The organism is Virgibacillus flavescens, assembly GCF_050574275.1.
Lineage (GTDB): Bacteria > Bacillota > Bacilli > Bacillales > Amphibacillaceae > Virgibacillus_F > Virgibacillus_F flavescens.
In genome coordinates, this window is sequence record NZ_CP192260.1 from 229,674 (window position 1) to 246,406 (window position 16,733).

The following is a 16,733-nucleotide window of genomic DNA, read 5'->3' on the forward strand; positions in this document are numbered from 1 at the left end:
GAAATTTTATCTTTTTACCATTACTTAGCATTTTCGAATATACGAAGACTCCTGCGGGAACAGCGCGAGCTGAAGATCCCACAGGAAAGCGTTCTTTGCTTATCCGAGGAAGCTGAAGCCGTGCCCGCGGAAAGCGAAGTATATTCGAAAATGCTATCGTAGATCCACTTAATTCGTACTACATGTAACTTTTTCAACCGCCCTGAAAAAGGTGGTTCTCTAAAAGTTAAGGCTGGCGCAGTAACTGCGTCAGCCTTTTTCAATTCCTGTTTATTTTAGCTTAAGAAAACAAAATATAATATAAATATAACAAACAACAAGTACATGATCGGATTTATTTCTTTAATGCGTCCCTTCAGAATCATCGTAATCGGATAAAAGATAAACCCTAACGCAATACCAGTCGCAATACTATACGTTAACGGCATCGCAATGATAGTCAAAAACGCAGGAACTGCAATTTCAAACCGATCCCAATCAATTGCTTTCAGCGCAGAAGACATCAAGACTCCGACAATAATCAAGGCTGGCGCAGTTACTTCTGCAGTTACAACACTTAACAGCGGAGAGAAAAACAACGCTAAAATAAAGAACCCTGCTGTAACAACGGCTGTAAAACCTGAACGTCCACCCGCTCCTACACCAGCAGTTGACTCAATATACGAAGTAGTTGTCGATGTTCCAACAATCGAACCAACAACTGTTGCCGTAGAATCAGCAAATAACGCTTTACCTGCACGAGGTAATTTATTATCTTTCATTAGACCTGCTTGTCTGGCAACAGCAACTAGTGTACCTGCTGTATCAAAGAAATCAACGAATAAAAACGTTAAGATAACTACAAGCATCTGCATGGTGAAAATGTCGTCAAAATGTGCAAGCGCCTGTCCAAACGTTGGCGCTATGCTTGGTACCTCACCTACAATACCACCAAGCCCTGAAGGCGGATCAATCAGATTGAAAATAATACCTACAACTGCTGTCAGCAACATTCCAAAGAAAATGCCACCTTTAATATTTAATGTTAACAGAATGACGGTAATGAAAATGCCAAAGATTGCCAGCAAAACTGTTGGAGACGTCAAGTCGCCTAATCCAACAAGTGTAGCGTCATTTCCAACGATGATTCCCGAATTCTGGAAACCAATGAACGCGATAAACAAACCAATTCCTGCCCCAACAGCAAGCTTCAGGCTAGCTGGAATTGCATTAATTACTTTTTGTCTAAGTCCAGTTAACGTTAATACCATAAATATAAGTCCAGATGCCAATACTCCTGCTAAAGCAGTTTCCCACGGAATGCCGTACCCTAAAACAACAGTGTATGCAAAAAATGCATTTAGCCCCATTCCCGGAGCAAGTGCAATTGGATATTTCGCAATTATTCCCATGAATAACGAACCAACTGCTGCAGCAATAGCTGTTGCAGCGAAAACCGCCCCCTGATCTATACGGGTAACTCCATCAGGCAATTCTTCCACTCCAACTAATGCTAATGTAGCTGGGTTAACAAATAAAATATACGCCATTGCAAGGAAAGTAGTTAATCCTGCCATAAATTCTGTTTTATAATTCGTGCCTAACTCTTCAAAGTGAAAGTACTTCTTCATCCTTTTCTCCCCCAGTCTAAATTAAAAAAAGCACACTTGAATATTTCAAGAGTGCTACCATAAACCACGCACAGAAAAAAGCAATGAAAAGAAATAGAAAAACCCCTATCCATTTAGCCTTTACCTGCGTAGTCAAACTGTTTACGGTAGTTTGGTAGAAACTCTGGGCCATATCCCCATAATTATACGCATGCTATTCGATTAATTAAATTGTACTATTACAATTCAATGAAGTCAACAGAAAACGAACGTTAAGTCAAAAAAATAACTTAACGTTCGTTTAATTGGATTATTCCCACTCTATAGTAGCTGGCGGCTTACTGGTTACGTCATAAACAACGCGATTAATGTGAGCCACTTCATTTACAATTCTATTTGAAATTTTTTCCATGACATCCCATGGTATTCGGGCCCAATCTGAAGTCATACCGTCAATCGATGTTACTGCTCGTATACCAATTGTATAATCGTAAGTTCGTGCATCACCCATTACACCGACACTGCGAATGTCAGGTAATACGGTGAAATATTGCCAGATTTCACGGTCTAGCCCTTCTTCTTTAATAACAGCATGTAAAACTGCGTCTGATTCTCTAACCACTTCCAGTTTTGCTGGTGTTACTTCTCCAAGGACACGGATAGCTAGTCCTGGACCTGGGAATGGCTGACGCCAAACAACTAATTCTGGTAATCCTAGCTGCAGTCCCAGTTCACGCACTTCATCTTTAAATAACGTATTCAGTGGTTCAATCAGCTCAAATTGCATATTTTCAGGCAAACCACCAACGTTGTGATGGGACTTTATGGTTTGTGCAGTATCTGTACCACTTTCAATAATATCTGTATACAATGTACCTTGAGCTAGGAAATCCATGTTTTCTAATTTCCCTGCTTCATCATCGAACACGTAAATAAATTCGTTACCGATTATTTTGCGTTTCATTTCTGGATCACTTACATTTTTAAGCTTGGATAAAAATCGTTCTTGTGCATCAACTTTGATAATATTCATATTAAAATCATCTTTAAACACTTTCATTACATCGTCAGCTTCGTTTTTACGAAGCAGGCCATGGTCAACAAATATACATGTCAGCTGATCGCCGATTGCTTTGTGGATTAGTGCTGCAACTACAGAGGAATCCACCCCGCCACTTAACGCACAAAGTACGTTGCGATCTCCAACTTTTTCTTTAATTGCCGCAACTTCCATATCAATGAAATTCTCAATTGTCCATTCACCATCACAGTGACATACATCAAAGACGAATTGCTTCAATAGATGATTTCCATACTCAGAGTGACGTACCTCTGGATGAAATTGTACACCATATAGCTTTTTATCTGGCATGCTCATAGCAGCGATTGGAGTTGAAGGGCTTGTCGCATCTATTTGAAATCCTTCTGGAACATCTAACACTTTATCCCCATGACTCATCCAGACGCTTTGCTTAGCTGGCGAATCTTTAAACAACACTGGATCATTATTCAGTTCAATCATCGCTTTACCATACTCACGATTTTTAGCTTTTGTAACATTTCCACCGAAATGTAATGTCATTAACTGCATACCGTAACAAATTCCCATTATCGGAATGTCTAAATCGAAAATTTCTTTGTCGCAGCGGAAACTGTTTTCGTCATAAACACTATGTGGACCACCTGAAAGAATAATTCCTTTTGGGTTCATGGTTTTAATTTCTTGTGCAGTTAGTTTGTGCGAGTGCAATTCACTATAAACACCAAACTCACGTATGCGTCTCGTGATCAGCTGATTATATTGACTGCCAAAGTCCAGTACCAGAATCATTTCGTTCGTTTCCATGTCATCGCTCCTTATTAATTAGTAGAAAGAATCTTCATTCACTCTAACTTTTTATACTTTATTTATGTATTTGAAAACTTGGCTTATCGCCAAGACTCAATGGCGAAAACCTTAGTTGCACTTATGCAGTAAGAAAGGATTTTTACTTTCTTATCTGCAAAAAACCTGAACTTCTACCTTATCGCGCAATATCTATTAAGTAAATTACTTTATAGTATTGCGATAAAGGCAGAAATCCAGGCATACCAAACGTACCTTTTATGAGATTTCGCCTTCATAGTCAGTGCATTTACGGTGCACTGGTAGATACTTTCAGGACCATATTACCCGAGGATATATGAATGGCATTGCAGCTAGTTATTTTTTCTTCACTTTTCTTTGTCTATTCTACTCACACAATTATGCTCGGTCAAGACCTTACCCGTTTAATTAAATTTTTCCATAATTGGGTTAGATTGTCCATATCTCCAGTATTATTCCCATTTGTATATAGAATGCGTTCATAGGAATTAGTCAATCGCCTCATTGTTTGTGATTCAAAACGCATATCAATCCGTTTTGCGTACTCCCTTAATGTCTGGCCAGACTCCTTAGGCAAACCTCTTCTTGCCAAAATCTTTAGCAGAAAATGATAAGCTTCCTGATATGTCTTCTCATCTTTATTGGAGCTCAATCGCATTCCAATTAAATAAAACTGAATACGGTAGCGCATGAAGTAAATTAACCAGGCAAGCAGTACAATCGCAATCACACCAATTGCAATATACCAGCCGTTGATCTCCATGTTTTCATTTTTACTTGCTGCTGGTTCAGTAGTATCTTTCTCTTCTTCAGGTTTTGGCTTTTCCTTTTCCTCTTGTACTGGTGGCGGAGTTTCGTTATCCTCCACGTCAACATCGACATCAACTTGAAAATCAGCTAAGTTCGAAAAGCCTTGAGTTGGCTCAAATGGCACCCAGCCCTTTCCAGGGAAGTATACCTCTACCCATGAATGTGCATTAGCATTTCTCACTTCAAACACATCCGGTTCTTCACCGCTGCCTCGCACGACCTGTTCTCCACTTGTAAATCCTTTTACCCACCTTGCTGGTATATCCAGTGTGCGAAGCAGTACTACCATAGACGTCGAGTAATTATCGCAGTACCCTACTTTTGATTCAAACAAAAATTGATCGACGTAATCCTGATCTTCTGCAGGCACTGGAACATTATTCGTATTATATACATAACCATTTCGACCAAAGTATGTCTCTATTGCTGCCGCCTTATCGTACCGATTTCCAGCCTCAACAGTAATCTCTTGTGCCAATTCACCAATCCGTGCAGGTAAATTTTCCGGTAGTTGTGTGTATACTTCATTAATCATTTCTGGATCTGTGGCGCTTGCATTCCGCAGCGAATTAATTTCAAATGAAGGATTATCATATTTCATCGAATATGTTTTTGACAAAAAATTAGTATCACTATTCTCATCAGGAACAAGCTCTTCCGAAAGCTGGTCGAGCAGCAGTGTTACATCCGTGCCAGTATTTAATTGGTTGATTCCATATGGGTAAATAACTTTTGGAATCTGTACATTACCAGTAAATTCAAGCTTCGCGGATAATTCTTCCGTCTCTACGCTATCATTAAACGTCTCAAGGGAAATGTTTCCCGGATCCTGTTCGACGTATTGTGGCTCTGTTGAGTTAATCCATCCTTTACCAGTGTATACATCCTTGGTTTCAATCCGCCAGTAGTGCTCTTCTGTAGCAGTTGCATAGAATACTGGTGTTTGATCCTGAATAAACGACCCACCAAGTTGTGTATCATTTTCTCCATATCCAACTTTCTGAAATCCGGTTCCACCATCCTCATTACCCGCACCCTCAGCAGTACTTTTAATAAACGGAACAGGGTCTGGCCATTGCGGTTCAAGCTTTGGTGCAGCATATCCAATCAAAGTTGAAAGAAGTACAACACTTATCAATGGGAAGACCCACACTGCAGCTTTTTTCATCCATAGAAAACGAATTGACTCCTGGTCCATTTCCCTTAAAAAGTTTGCAATACCTAAAGCAACAAAGGCAATAATAAATATCCGAATAATAGCCGTATCTGCATTAAAAACTGTAAAGGTGTCGAGTACAGCAATATATACGAAAGTTAACATCACAAATAAAAATATTCGATTCATTGCAACAAACCAGTAATAGATCAAATAACTCATCAGCCAAATCAGCAGAAGAAATAATAAACTGCGAAACATTGGTGATAAGTTATACCAGTCCTGACTTACTAATGCAGTAAGATTCGTTGAAACCTCAACGATCAAATGGTAAAACCATTCTTTACTGAATAAGAATTCTTCAAAATATAACTCGTTTATCGCATAAAGTAATCCTGCTCCTTTTATTAAAAAAGATGCCCACCATTTGATCTGCATTAAGGTTATAAAAAAACAGAAGACAGCATATAAGATAAAAACTATCAGATTACTTGTATCCGTAATATCTTTTACTGGATATAACCATTCTAGAAACAAAATTAAACCAGCAACGTACATAATCACATTATAAATAAATGGCCGCTGATTTTCTGATGCACTAATCATATAACACGCACCTCAATCCTATTTTGAACAAGCTGCTTCTCAGTAATAATATTCATGACTATTCCTTCAAACTTCAGCTGCTGAATAATATGGTGCTGCTCGTCCGTAATTAACTTACTGGATTCGATAAAGCAAACTATTATCCGCTTGGAGCGTTGTTTCATTTGCTTTACTGCCTGTTTAAATTCTTCGTTCATCGTTGTCGTAACTATTACCACAATCACCCCGGAAGTTAACCGTTTTGCTTCTTCAACTAATGTTCCAGAAAAATCCCTTTCACCGCCTGGCTGCAGCTGCGTCAGATGCTGACGAATTAACTCTTTCTTAGCAGGATCATGATGCAGCGGGAAAAACACATTCTTTTCCCCAATAGAAAGAAACCCTATTTGCGAGGATTGTTTTCGAATGGTTTCCATTAGAGAAAGCGCCATTTCTATCGCTGCTTCGAACGCTAACACATTAAGATTGTGATGATGATAACCATCCAGAATCAGCATTGTATCCGTACTTTTTTCCTGTTCAAACTCTTTTGTCATAACCGTATTTTTTCTAGCAGTCTGTTTCCAATCAATCCAGGAAAATTTATCCCCAGGCATGTATTCTCTAATACCTGACGCTATGTTTGTATTTTTCAATGATTGGTTTGGCGCAGAAATTGAGCCTTGTTCAAAACTATTTATTTTTTCAGTTATATGAACTTGATGTTCCTTTGGATACGCTATCAGATTGTCAAAAACTTTATAAACGTGTTCCTTCTTAATAAACCCAAATAAATCCGCTGTTTTGAAGCGGATAGCAAATAGCTGATGTTCGCCCCGCGGTATTTCTGCTATCTGATAGGATAATCGCACTTTCTTTTTAAAGCCAATAAATACTACCTTTTTTATCTTTCGTACGACCTGTAATTTTGACGGGTCCTCCATATGCTGATATTTGTCAGCACGGTTATCAACCTTGTTTAATGTCTCAGGAAATACTTCTTCACAGATGCAGTAATATAACGGAAATGGAAAATTGCGTTTAATAATGATTTCAATTTGAACGCTGTCTCCAGCTCTTACTACATGATGGGATAATTTTCTTGTGACGTATAATCCTTTAATCGGATACAGGAGCATTCCGAATAAGTAGAGGAAAATAGGGAGAAAGCTGTAAAATAAAAACCAGCTTACAAACCCTCCCTGAAACATTGCATAGGAGAATAACGCAAGAAATAAAAACACGATAAAGACAAGTTTACCAATGAATTGAACCGTATCCCTCATTAATTAAATTCCTTTCGAATAGGAATATAGGTATTTTCCACGATTGCTGCGATTACTTCTTCACTTGTCATCCCTTCATATTTTCCTTCAGAAGTTAAAATCACGCGATGAGAAAGCACAAATGGCGCCAGATATTTCACGTCATCCGGAAGCACATAGTCCCTTCCATAAATATAAGCCAATGCTTTTGCAGCTCGCATTAAAGCTATTGATCCACGCGGGCTCACACCAAGGTATATTGATGGGTGTTTTCTTGTTGCAGTAACCAGATTAATTATATATTTCTGTACGTTTTTATCGATATATACTTCTTTTACCGCTTCCTGCACTTCGACAAGTTCAGCGCGGCTCATTACAGCCGTAACATGTTCAATTGGATGGCTCATTGACGTACGCTCAAGCATTTCAAGCTCGTTATCGTAAGAAGGATATCCCATTTTCAGCTTTAATAAAAAACGGTCAAGCTGTGCTTCCGGCAATGGATATGTACCTTCATATTCAATTGGATTTTGGGTAGCCATTACGAAGAATGGGCTTGCCAGGCTTAGCGTATTCCCGTCAACTGTGACACTTTTTTCTTCCATTCCCTCTAATAGCGCCGATTGCGTTTTAGGTGACGTACGATTGATTTCATCTGCGAGTACAATATTTCCGAGGATTGGACCCCCGCGAAATTCAAATTCAAGCTCTTTCGGATTGTAAATGGAGATTCCTGTTACATCTGAAGGTAATAGATCCGGAGTAAACTGAATTCTTCTAAAATCACAATCTAGTGATTTTGCGATTGTACGAACTAGCATGGTTTTCCCAACTCCCGGAACGTCCTCCAGTAACACGTGACCTTGCGCGAGCAAAGCAACCAGACTCAATCTGGCCACGTCATCCTTACCAATCATAACTTTATTAATATTTGATAAAACATTTTTAATACTTTCATTGTATACCGCTGTATCTTGCTTCATTATTTCATGCTCCTTCCATAAGACAACTAAATTCTTTGTTTTCTACTACAACTATACTAAAAAAGACTCATGAAGTAAAAGCAGAATAATAGGAAATTTTTCATAAATCACATACATAACCAGATATGTTAGCAAGTATCTACAAAATTTTCCGAATTTAAACGGTGATAAAACTATAAAATTTTTAACTGTTTGATAAATGCGCGCTAATAATTTTTACGAATAAGGACTTTTAGTATAAGAAAAATCTTTTTTGACAAACTAAAGAAAAACAGTATTCCCTTTCCTGCACGAGAAACTCTATGCAGGTGAAGGGTCACTGCAAAGGAAGGTAACTAATTATGGAAACAAATGAACATATGCACGTGGAAATCACGTCATCAGAAATTTCCAGTTTGTGGTCTACATATCAACTAGATACCATGATGATTTGTGGAATAAAGTGCTTCCTGGTTAATATAGACGATCTACAAATCAAAGATTTACTTGAGTACATGCTGTCGCTAATTGAAGAACGCAAATATGAAGTGGCTGCCATTTTAACGGAAGAAAACTACACGGTGCCTCAAGGATTTACGGAGGACGACGTTTATTTGGACACCCCTCGTCTGTTTACAGATAAGTTATATCTTGAGTTCATCCTAAATATCTCCAGTTTTTCACTTGCGTCTTTCAGTGCAGCCTTAGCCCTTGCTGACCGAAACGATATTATTGATTTTTACTCAAGATCGCTGACTGATACACAAGTTCTGCATAAAAGAACAAAAGAACTGGCAAAAGAAAAAGGTACTTATATTCGAGCGCCATATATTCCGAAACCACAGGAAGTGAAGTTTGTGCATGACAACAGTTTTTTAACAGGCTGGTTCGGAAAAAGACGCCCGTTACTCGGCACAGAGATTTCATTGCTCGTGTATAATACGAAACGTAATTCATTAGGGCAGGCACTTGTCACAGGATTCAGCCAGGTTGCCCAATCAAAAAAAATACGAGATTATTTTGAACGAGGTCGTGATATATCCGGGAAGCATGTGAATATATTTACAAAAATATTAAATGAAAATTATCTTTCCAATGGAACCGTGCTTTCAACACCCGAAGTAACAAATTCGAAGGAAGCTCCATTCTCAGATAAATTAATGTTGTTTATAATCACCATCCTCATCTCATCCGGTATAGGTCAATATGGCTTATCAATGGCCGGCAGTCCGAGACATGACCTTGGAGTAAAATACACTCGATTAATAGCAGAAATAGCTAGATTTTCTAATGATGGCGCCAAATTAATGATTGAAAATGGCTGGCTGGAGCAGCCGCCGATTGCTGCTGACAGAAAGCAATTGGCGAAGTAGAACAGCCTCATGACAAACGTAAATGGTATCCGTTATGACAAATTAGAAAAACTGCTATGGAGTGTGGCATTACCCGGTTTTGGTCAATTACTGAACAAAAAATACGTAAAAGGTATTGTGTTAATTATTTTGGAATTTGTTGTAAACGTGATGGCAAATTTTAATCAAGTAATTATTTTAAGTTTTCATGGTGAAATACAAAAAGCTATTGAGCAAACAAATTACCTGTGGGTGATGTTCTATCCATGTTTATACTTTTTTGCGATTTGGGATGCCTATAAGGATGGCGAAGGAGAAAATAAACCATTCGCATTTCTGCCTTTTGTATTCTCTGCTTATTTCGCAACAGTAGGAGTAGTCTACTCTCCAAATTTCACTATAATGGGCCAGTTAATAGGACCAATTTGGCTGCCTATCTTATCAGTCCCTATCGGTATTGCAGCAGGTTTAGGTGTTAAATGGGTATTATTAAAAGTTTCCTCTTTTAAAAGCTGACCATGTATGTAAGACTCAAATATTTTTGAATCTTTTATGTTATTTCTCCGTATATCTTTATATAGCGATTTAAAGAGGAGGAATTCAATGATTAAGAAATGGTTAGCTAGTGTGGGAATTGGCAGTGCTCAGGTTGACACGCAATTGGAAAGCGACTCCCTTATTGCTGGAGAAGAAGTTCTTGGAAAAGTAGTTATTCAGGGAGGAAGCGCTGAACAGGAAATAAATAAGATTAATCTATTTGTGATGACCCAGGCAATTCGTGAAGTTAACGATTCGAAAGTTTATCAAAAAGTTAAGCTGGATTCATTTACTGTAGGGAGTACTTTTAAAATTAACAAGGATGAGAAAAAGGAAGTCGATTTTCGATTCAATTTACCTATTCACACCCCCCCTACTTTAGGAAAAACCAAGGTGTGGATTCAAACTGGCGTGGATGTGCCAAACGCTGTTGATCCAAGTGACAGAGATTACATTCAGGTAAAACCACATCGTAGCATGCATGTAATACTGGAGGCTCTTACAAGTGAACTTGGATTTCATATGCGAAAAGTCGATATGGAGTATTCCAAACGTTATAATTATGTTCAGGAGTTTGAATTTTCACCTGGTAACGACTTTAAAAGAGACCTTGATGAACTGGAAGTTATGTTCTTCTTAACGGAAGATCGCATTGAATTAATCCTTCAGGTTGACCGTCGCGCCAAAGGACTTGGCGGGTTATTTGCAGAAGCACTGGACATGGATGAAAACTTTGTAAAAATGACCTTCACGGAACAAGAAATCAATGAAGGCGCTGAATCGGTAGCAATCAAACTTCGGAATAAAATTAAACAGTTCAGTTAACTATATGTGATAGAAATAAAGAATATTATTTATAGCATAATCCGAGCGATCTTTATGATTCCGTTCGGATTATTTGCTTTAAAAAAATTCATAACATCGCTTCATCAAAATACTCCTCTTAGTGTCTGCGCTCAAATTATTTATTTTAGTTTTGTCACAGTCTAATAAAAAATAGTGGGGAAAATCATCAACCGATGACTTTCCCCACTATTTTTAGTATGTTTTTAATACCAAAAAGAAACTTCAGTTATGCGATACTTTTACATGCATCTGCACAAGCGAAACATGCATCTGCACATTTTTGACAATGCTCGTGATCATGCTTTTTACATTCGTTCCCACAAGCTTCGCACATTTTTGCACATACGTTGGCTAGCTCACTTGCGAATGGGCTGTTTCTTACTAATGCCTGCTCCAGATATCCACACATATCTGCACATTCTCTATCCAAACGAATACATTCAGCCATCATTTTCACATTATCTTCCTGAAGGCAAGCGTCAAAACAATGGTTACAGGTTTCCATACATTCATGTAAAGATTTAATTACAGACTGATACTGTTCATGGGACATAATAATTGCTCCTCCTTTAGATTTAGTTACATAAATATGATTCCCCGGAAAGGTATAATTAAACATAATTTTCCAAATACATTCGCAGCTATTTTACGTTTAAGTATACTCCATACGGGTATTTGGTTATATAAACAGAATTTATTACGAGGTGATTTTTTGTTAGTTATTATTTCCTTTATAGCATTAGGAATAGGATTATTGAGTTCTATTATAATTCTAGTAGATATAGTTAAACATCCACAGCAGATGAAAATTATGAATTTTGTATGGCCCGTTAATGGCTGGTTTTTAGGGCCGTTCGCGGTATGGACTTACTACAAATGGGGTCGGATCAAAGCTAAAGATCTTGATATTGAGGATAATCGCGGGCAACACGCGAAAGTATTTGGCTCTACAAGTCACTGCTCCTCTGGTTGTACTTTAGGAGATGCGGTCGGTGTTCCGATTGTAGCCATTACAGGCATAACTATTGCCGGATCAACACTGTTTGCCCACTACGCAGTAGAGTTTGTCCTGGCGTATCTTTTTGGTATAGTATTTCAATTTTATGCAATATATCCTATGAATAAAGAAAAGGGAGTAGCTGGTGCAATTAAAACAGCGATTAAAGCAGATTCTCTATCTTTAATCGCTTTTGAAATCGGCATGTTCGGCTGGATGGCGATTGTTCACTATGTATTATTCGCTCAACCACCTAAACCTACCGAAGCAACGTATTGGTTTATGATGCAAATCGCTATGATTTTAGGCTTCTTAACGAGCTATCCAGCTAATTGGTTCCTTGTGAAAAAAGGAATTAAAGAAACAATGTAAATGAAAAAGCGTCCCATTAGGGACGCTTTTAACGTATATTCATCTATCCTGTTTGATCAGGTAATCATTTAATGCCTGTTGCAGTGTTCCTAATGTTTCCGTCTGTTGGCTGAAGGTAAGCCCAGTATTCGTAATTTCTCTTACAATTTCTTTTCGCAATCCAGTAATAACTGTTTTACATCCCATCAAGGCAACACCATTTATAATTTTCATTAAATCAACAATAACATCCTGTTCCATCTTGGCAATACCGGAAAGGTCCATAATCAGTGTTTCGATTCTTGAAGCTGCTACTTCGGTCAACACCTTCTCATTAAGAATTCTGGCACGATGTGAATCAACCGAACCAATTAATGGCAATATACTTATAGATACATCAATAGGAATAATGGGAACGGACAAATTCTCCACTAGCTCTTTTTGCGCACTAATCAAAGAATCCTTGTATGTAGAATAGTTGATAAAGAAGGTGTTTAAAAACTCATCGACTCTGTTATTGATTTCCTGTTCCAATCGGAAGAAATCCGCAACTTCATTTTGACCTTTTAATTCATAGTAGTTTTCGATAAAGCCCCATATCGTTCTTCGGATTGCCTGTACCCACTCTAGTTTGAAAGACAAAGCTAGTGAATATGTAGCCCAGGCAATTCCTTCCTGTTTCGCAAAATTTTTAAGCTCTTCGTCCCGCCCATCGATTATGTACTTAACTAGGTTGTGTGCATTATTGACAAGATCAATGTTTCCAATATGAAGAATTTCATCAATTTTGTCTCTTACATTTACTGCTTCTTCTAGTAATTCTTCTTCAAATAATTGGCTATTTTCTACAACGAATTCCTTAAAGGTAAAGGCTTCCTCAAACTTATAAACCACTCTAATATCCCCTTTCCAGTCAAATTGATTGTTTCATAATTTTACTATTTCTCTCTATTATTCCAAATTATTTTCATTTTCACAAGAAAAGTTATAAAGAAAATCTCTATCCGATTAGAACTCCAACCTTTAACAGTCAACTATTTTATTAGGAAAATCAATGAATGGATTACGGTTTCCCTGTATTTGATAAATCGCCTGATTACGATGGTTCTCATAAATCGCAGGCGGAAACTGCTTGTGCCATTCAATTAATACAGATTTCTCTATTTTATCTATATGTGTCTTTTCAATTTCCATTGGATATCTAAGTAGAAAATACAACATCGCTCTTGCTACAGTTCCCTTACCATATTCCGGTTCAAATAATTCCTCTTCTGCTATTCCACACCCCTCTTCCACCCTATTTGCGCTTATCCCACCAGCGTTATATTTAGCAAAATCATGATACGGATAATTACTCCGAATTGAATTACAAAGGGGGTCACAAGTAAATAAGTGATGAAGATCACCGCGCATTGGCTCCTTTTCATTAAACCAGGACTGTGGTACTGCATGCTCGCAGTTGTATTTAAAGTTGCTTTCAATCTCCTTCAACTGCTTTTCATCAATGTATTCCCTCTTATCAACTTCATCTTTTCTTCTCAATGAAGTGACATAATCCTCCTTAATAATGTCCTCTGGATTCCGCTGTTTACCGGAATAGATACTGATTAGATTACCATCTGGTCGCAAATCCACCCATGGATAAACATATTCACTAGGATTATAGGATAGCTGATTCGTATGCGTTTCCGATAAAAGCTGTGTCAGTTCTTCCTGGTTAAAATTTTTAAAATCAATATTATGATAATACGATATTATGGTTCGCTTATTCATATCTTCATCAAAATATTCCTTGTGGTCGTTTTGAATGGAAGACTTCGCATCATCCAGCCTCTGCAGAATAGTATTAACCTGCTCTTTGTTCGTTGTAACTGGGAAAATTAGTTTTGCCTGCTGATCGGATAAATTCATAATCAACCCCTCCTGCTTTCATTTTCCTTATTTTAACACTATTGAAACACATGTGATTCCGTAAACTATAAAAAGAGAGCTTCCAATAGGTTATTACACCTAATGAAAGCCCTCTTAAATTATATTTTGTTTACTTCTTCCGTTGAATGCCAATTTGACGACCTGCTTGTTTAGGGGAGTCAAACTTCATTTCCGCTTGATAGATAAGTTGAATTATTGTTTCAATAGGTTTCGGAAAAGGGCCAGGGCGTCCTGAACTTTGATCTATGCCCATCAGCATTTGTTCCATAGTCGCAACTTGCTCACCCTCAACATTTTTCATTGTGAAAAATTGATGGATCCGCTTTTCGTCTACATCAAGCAGCTGACTTTCAATCGTAAGCTGCTCACCGTCATGCGCTTCCTTTAGGTAACAAATGTGGGTTTCCAGGGTAAAGATTGTATAACCCAACTTCGTGATCGTCTGTTGATTTAACCCGATGTATGCCATAAACGCATCGGTCGCTTCACTGAATACTCTAGCATATTCAGCATCATTCATGTGGCCATTATAGTCTACCCATTCTGGTAGTACCTGTTGTTTAAACTGGAAAGATTTTTCCATCGTTGCACCTCGCGATCATACATTAGTTTTATGCTGTGATTCTGGCCAATAATCCTTGACCAGATCTAATAAACGGACAAGAAATTCATTACGGTTTTGATCAATCTCTGACATGGATAAATCTCCTGATTGAGCCTCACACCCCGATACAACTTTATCGTATAATTCGTCCGTTAGTTCCGGTGCTTCCAGTTTCGTCCATGGCTTCTTCAAGGCTGGTCCGAATTGTTTCAGCATGTGACGCATTCCGCCTTCTCCACCAGCGAGATGGAAAGTAAGGAATGGTCCGTATTGAGCATAACGGAGCCCTGCTCCATAAATAAAAGCATTGTCCACTTCTTCTGTCGTAGCTATTCCTTCATTAACAATATGAAGGGATTCACGCCAGATTGCTTCGATTAACCGATCGGCAATATGCCCTTCAATTTCGTGACGGACAAGCAAAACTTTCATATTCATTCCATCAAAAAATGCTTGAGCTCGTTGAACGTTGACCTGAGAAGTTGCTTTTCCAGGTACTACTTCAACGAGTGGCAGAATATAGACTGGATGAAATGGATGAGCAACCACAAATCGTTCCGGGTTCTTCAGGTTAGCCTGAAGTTCAGATGGCATAATGCCAGAGGTACTGGAACCAATCAACGCTTCTGGTTTAGCGTAGCGATCAATATTCTGAAGCACAGTTTGTTTTAATTCTTCTACTTCAGGTACGTTTTCCTGAATAAAATCTGCATCGACAACGGCTGTTGGCAGATCTTGCGCAAACGTAAGCCGATCTTTTGAAGCACCTTCAGCAAGACCAAGCGCTTCCAGGTATGGCCAAGCATGATTAATGGCTGCTCTCATTCTTTCTTCTGCTCCTTCTGCCGGATCAGTAGCGATAACATCATAGCCATGAGCCAGGAATCGGGCAATCCACCCGTTACCGATTACACCCGTTCCCACAACTGCAATGGTTTTTATCTCTGTTTTCATACTTATTTCCCTCCAAACGGGTTACGTAAATTTAAATATTCTCTAGCTTCCTGTGGAGTCATTGGTTCAAAACCATGTCCACCTAACATATTGGTAGCTTTATCAACAAGCTGTTCATTCTTGGCTGGAACTCCTTTAGAAAGGTATATGTTATCTTCTAGTCCCACTCGAACGTTCCCTCCTAAAAGTGCTGATTGTGCAGCAATAGGAAATTGCAAGCGACCAATACCAAATGCTGACCACTGTGCATTTTCAGGGAGGCGATTTTTCATGTAAATCATAGTTTCAGCATCCGCTTCTGCACCCCAAGGAATCCCCAGACAAAATTGAAACATTGGATCTCCATCAATAAGTCCTTCTTTAATAAGTTGATTCGCAAAACGGATATGACCAGTATCAAAACACTCAAGTTCAGGCTTTACACCACTTGCTTGAATGAGCTTGGCCTGTTCACGCAGCCAATCTGTCGGGCTCATATAAATCATGTTTCCAAAATTTGTACTTCCACAGTCCAATGTACACATTTCTGGAAGAAGCTGACCAACTGGTTCATGACGTTCAGATGGTGTTTGTATATCCGTACCATCACCACCAGCGGCTGGCGTCGCCAAACTAGGAATAAAATCCCCTCCGCCTCCAGCAGTGATATTAATAATGACATCTGTTGCTGAATCACGAATACGGTCAACAATTTCTTTATAGAGATCAAGGTCATGACTAATTCCGCCTGTTTTAGGATCACGAGCGTGCACATGCGCGATCGTTGCCCCCGCTTTTGCTGACTCAATGGCAGATTCAGCGATTTCCTTAGGTGTTACTGGAACATTTGGATTTTTTTTCGTAGTTTCACCAGCACCAGTTACGGCTGCTGTTAATAAGACTTTATTTTTCATTAAAAATTCCTCCTTTGAATTTAAATCAAAAGA

At 38.5% G+C, this 16,733-nt stretch carries 15 protein-coding genes and 2 riboswitches; of the genes, 4 read left to right on the forward strand and 11 right to left on the reverse strand.

All coding sequences use genetic code 11. The features are described 5' to 3' along the window. Window positions 1-275: 275 nt before the first annotated feature. The 5 genes from VBD025_RS01070 to VBD025_RS01090 form a co-directional block, all read right to left on the reverse strand. Window positions 276-1,610 carry an NCS2 family permease gene (locus tag VBD025_RS01070; protein WP_430788474.1) on the reverse strand — a complete coding sequence of 445 codons (1,335 nt, stop codon included), beginning with the start codon at window positions 1,608-1,610 and terminating at the stop codon, window positions 276-278. A 109-nt stretch (window positions 1,611-1,719) separates the two neighbouring features. Further along, a riboswitch (purine riboswitch) is annotated at window positions 1,720-1,820 on the reverse strand. Between the two features lie 79 nt (window positions 1,821-1,899). After that, complete coding sequence (gene guaA / locus VBD025_RS01075) at window positions 1,900-3,435, reverse strand: glutamine-hydrolyzing GMP synthase (protein ID WP_430788476.1); 1,536 nt, start codon at window positions 3,433-3,435, stop codon at window positions 1,900-1,902. Between the two features lie 257 nt (window positions 3,436-3,692). After that, a riboswitch (purine riboswitch) is annotated at window positions 3,693-3,796 on the reverse strand. A 48-nt stretch (window positions 3,797-3,844) separates the two neighbouring features. Next, the gene (locus VBD025_RS01080; protein ID WP_430788478.1) at window positions 3,845-6,028 is read right to left on the reverse strand and encodes a DUF4129 domain-containing transglutaminase family protein; all 2,184 of its coding nucleotides are present in this window, start codon (window positions 6,026-6,028) and stop codon (window positions 3,845-3,847) included. Beyond that, complete coding sequence (locus VBD025_RS01085) at window positions 6,025-7,293, reverse strand: DUF58 domain-containing protein (protein WP_430788480.1); 1,269 nt, start codon at window positions 7,291-7,293, stop codon at window positions 6,025-6,027. Before VBD025_RS01085 ends, VBD025_RS01080 begins: the two co-directional genes overlap by 4 nt. Further along, complete coding sequence (locus tag VBD025_RS01090; protein WP_430788482.1) at window positions 7,293-8,255, reverse strand: AAA family ATPase; 963 nt, start codon at window positions 8,253-8,255, stop codon at window positions 7,293-7,295. The genes VBD025_RS01085 and VBD025_RS01090 overlap by 1 nt, the downstream gene beginning before the upstream one ends. 341 nt (window positions 8,256-8,596) lie before the next feature. Here VBD025_RS01090 and VBD025_RS01095 point away from each other — a divergent pair, with 341 nt between their 5' ends. The 3 genes from VBD025_RS01095 to VBD025_RS01105 all read left to right on the forward strand — a co-directional run bounded on the left by VBD025_RS01095 (window position 8,597) and on the right by VBD025_RS01105 (window position 10,948). Then, window positions 8,597-9,607: a DUF3231 family protein gene (locus VBD025_RS01095; protein ID WP_430788484.1), complete on the forward strand. Its 1,011-nt coding sequence runs from the start codon at window positions 8,597-8,599 to the stop codon at window positions 9,605-9,607. 9 nt (window positions 9,608-9,616) lie between these two features. Continuing rightward, window positions 9,617-10,102, forward strand: coding sequence for a hypothetical protein (locus tag VBD025_RS01100; RefSeq protein WP_430788486.1), 486 nt, complete (start codon window positions 9,617-9,619; stop codon window positions 10,100-10,102). Between the two features lie 87 nt (window positions 10,103-10,189). Then, a complete protein-coding gene (locus tag VBD025_RS01105) occupies window positions 10,190-10,948 on the forward strand; it encodes a sporulation protein (protein ID WP_430788488.1) in 759 nt (252 codons plus the stop codon). 247 nt (window positions 10,949-11,195) lie between these two features. On the opposite strand, the gene VBD025_RS01110 is transcribed toward VBD025_RS01105, so the two are convergent. Beyond that, window positions 11,196-11,522: a four-helix bundle copper-binding protein gene (locus tag VBD025_RS01110; RefSeq protein WP_430788490.1), complete on the reverse strand. Its 327-nt coding sequence runs from the start codon at window positions 11,520-11,522 to the stop codon at window positions 11,196-11,198. A gap of 36 nt (window positions 11,523-11,558) precedes the next feature. Here VBD025_RS01110 and VBD025_RS01115 point away from each other — a divergent pair, with 36 nt between their 5' ends. Continuing rightward, window positions 11,559-12,338 (forward strand): DUF4396 domain-containing protein, encoded by a 780-nt coding sequence (locus VBD025_RS01115; protein WP_430788492.1) that lies wholly within the window; start codon window positions 11,559-11,561, stop codon window positions 12,336-12,338. Window positions 12,339-12,377: 39 nt separating this feature from the next. Here VBD025_RS01115 and VBD025_RS01120 read toward each other — a convergent pair whose 3' ends face one another. The 5 genes from VBD025_RS01120 to VBD025_RS01140 all read right to left on the reverse strand — a co-directional run bounded on the left by VBD025_RS01120 (window position 12,378) and on the right by VBD025_RS01140 (window position 16,700). Then, the gene (locus VBD025_RS01120) at window positions 12,378-13,211 is read right to left on the reverse strand and encodes an STAS domain-containing protein (RefSeq protein WP_430788494.1); all 834 of its coding nucleotides are present in this window, start codon (window positions 13,209-13,211) and stop codon (window positions 12,378-12,380) included. 129 nt (window positions 13,212-13,340) lie between these two features. Next, window positions 13,341-14,228 carry an endonuclease I family protein gene (locus VBD025_RS01125; RefSeq protein WP_430788496.1) on the reverse strand — a complete coding sequence of 296 codons (888 nt, stop codon included), beginning with the start codon at window positions 14,226-14,228 and terminating at the stop codon, window positions 13,341-13,343. A 130-nt stretch (window positions 14,229-14,358) separates the two neighbouring features. Continuing rightward, window positions 14,359-14,832 (reverse strand): thioesterase family protein, encoded by a 474-nt coding sequence (locus tag VBD025_RS01130; RefSeq protein WP_430788498.1) that lies wholly within the window; start codon window positions 14,830-14,832, stop codon window positions 14,359-14,361. A gap of 15 nt (window positions 14,833-14,847) precedes the next feature. Further along, window positions 14,848-15,807, reverse strand: coding sequence for a 3-hydroxyacyl-CoA dehydrogenase NAD-binding domain-containing protein (locus tag VBD025_RS01135; protein ID WP_430788500.1), 960 nt, complete (start codon window positions 15,805-15,807; stop codon window positions 14,848-14,850). 2 nt (window positions 15,808-15,809) lie between these two features. Continuing rightward, complete coding sequence (locus tag VBD025_RS01140) at window positions 15,810-16,700, reverse strand: 3-keto-5-aminohexanoate cleavage protein (protein WP_430788502.1); 891 nt, start codon at window positions 16,698-16,700, stop codon at window positions 15,810-15,812. Window positions 16,701-16,733 lie beyond the last annotated feature (33 nt).

What these genes read in the sequence shown, in the direction of transcription:
- VBD025_RS01090 (WP_430788482.1), bottom strand. Translation starts at nt 8,255, where the DNA reads ATGAAGCAAGATACAGCGGTATACAATGAAAGTATTAAAAATGTTTTA.
- guaA (WP_430788476.1), bottom strand. Translation starts at nt 3,435, where the DNA reads ATGGAAACGAACGAAATGATTCTGGTACTGGACTTTGGCAGTCAATAT.
- VBD025_RS01135 (WP_430788500.1), bottom strand. Translation starts at nt 15,807, where the DNA reads ATGAAAACAGAGATAAAAACCATTGCAGTTGTGGGAACGGGTGTAATC.
- VBD025_RS01095 (WP_430788484.1), top strand. Translation starts at nt 8,597, where the DNA reads ATGGAAACAAATGAACATATGCACGTGGAAATCACGTCATCAGAAATT.
- VBD025_RS01130 (WP_430788498.1), bottom strand. Translation starts at nt 14,832, where the DNA reads ATGGAAAAATCTTTCCAGTTTAAACAACAGGTACTACCAGAATGGGTA.
- VBD025_RS01085 (WP_430788480.1), bottom strand. Translation starts at nt 7,293, where the DNA reads ATGAGGGATACGGTTCAATTCATTGGTAAACTTGTCTTTATCGTGTTT.
- VBD025_RS01100 (WP_430788486.1), top strand. Translation starts at nt 9,617, where the DNA reads ATGACAAACGTAAATGGTATCCGTTATGACAAATTAGAAAAACTGCTA.
- VBD025_RS01140 (WP_430788502.1), bottom strand. Translation starts at nt 16,700, where the DNA reads ATGAAAAATAAAGTCTTATTAACAGCAGCCGTAACTGGTGCTGGTGAA.
- VBD025_RS01110 (WP_430788490.1), bottom strand. Translation starts at nt 11,522, where the DNA reads ATGTCCCATGAACAGTATCAGTCTGTAATTAAATCTTTACATGAATGT.
- VBD025_RS01070 (WP_430788474.1), bottom strand. Translation starts at nt 1,610, where the DNA reads ATGAAGAAGTACTTTCACTTTGAAGAGTTAGGCACGAATTATAAAACA.
- VBD025_RS01080 (WP_430788478.1), bottom strand. Translation starts at nt 6,028, where the DNA reads ATGATTAGTGCATCAGAAAATCAGCGGCCATTTATTTATAATGTGATT.
- VBD025_RS01115 (WP_430788492.1), top strand. Translation starts at nt 11,559, where the DNA reads ATGATTCCCCGGAAAGGTATAATTAAACATAATTTTCCAAATACATTC.
- VBD025_RS01105 (WP_430788488.1), top strand. Translation starts at nt 10,190, where the DNA reads ATGATTAAGAAATGGTTAGCTAGTGTGGGAATTGGCAGTGCTCAGGTT.
- VBD025_RS01125 (WP_430788496.1), bottom strand. Translation starts at nt 14,228, where the DNA reads ATGAATTTATCCGATCAGCAGGCAAAACTAATTTTCCCAGTTACAACG.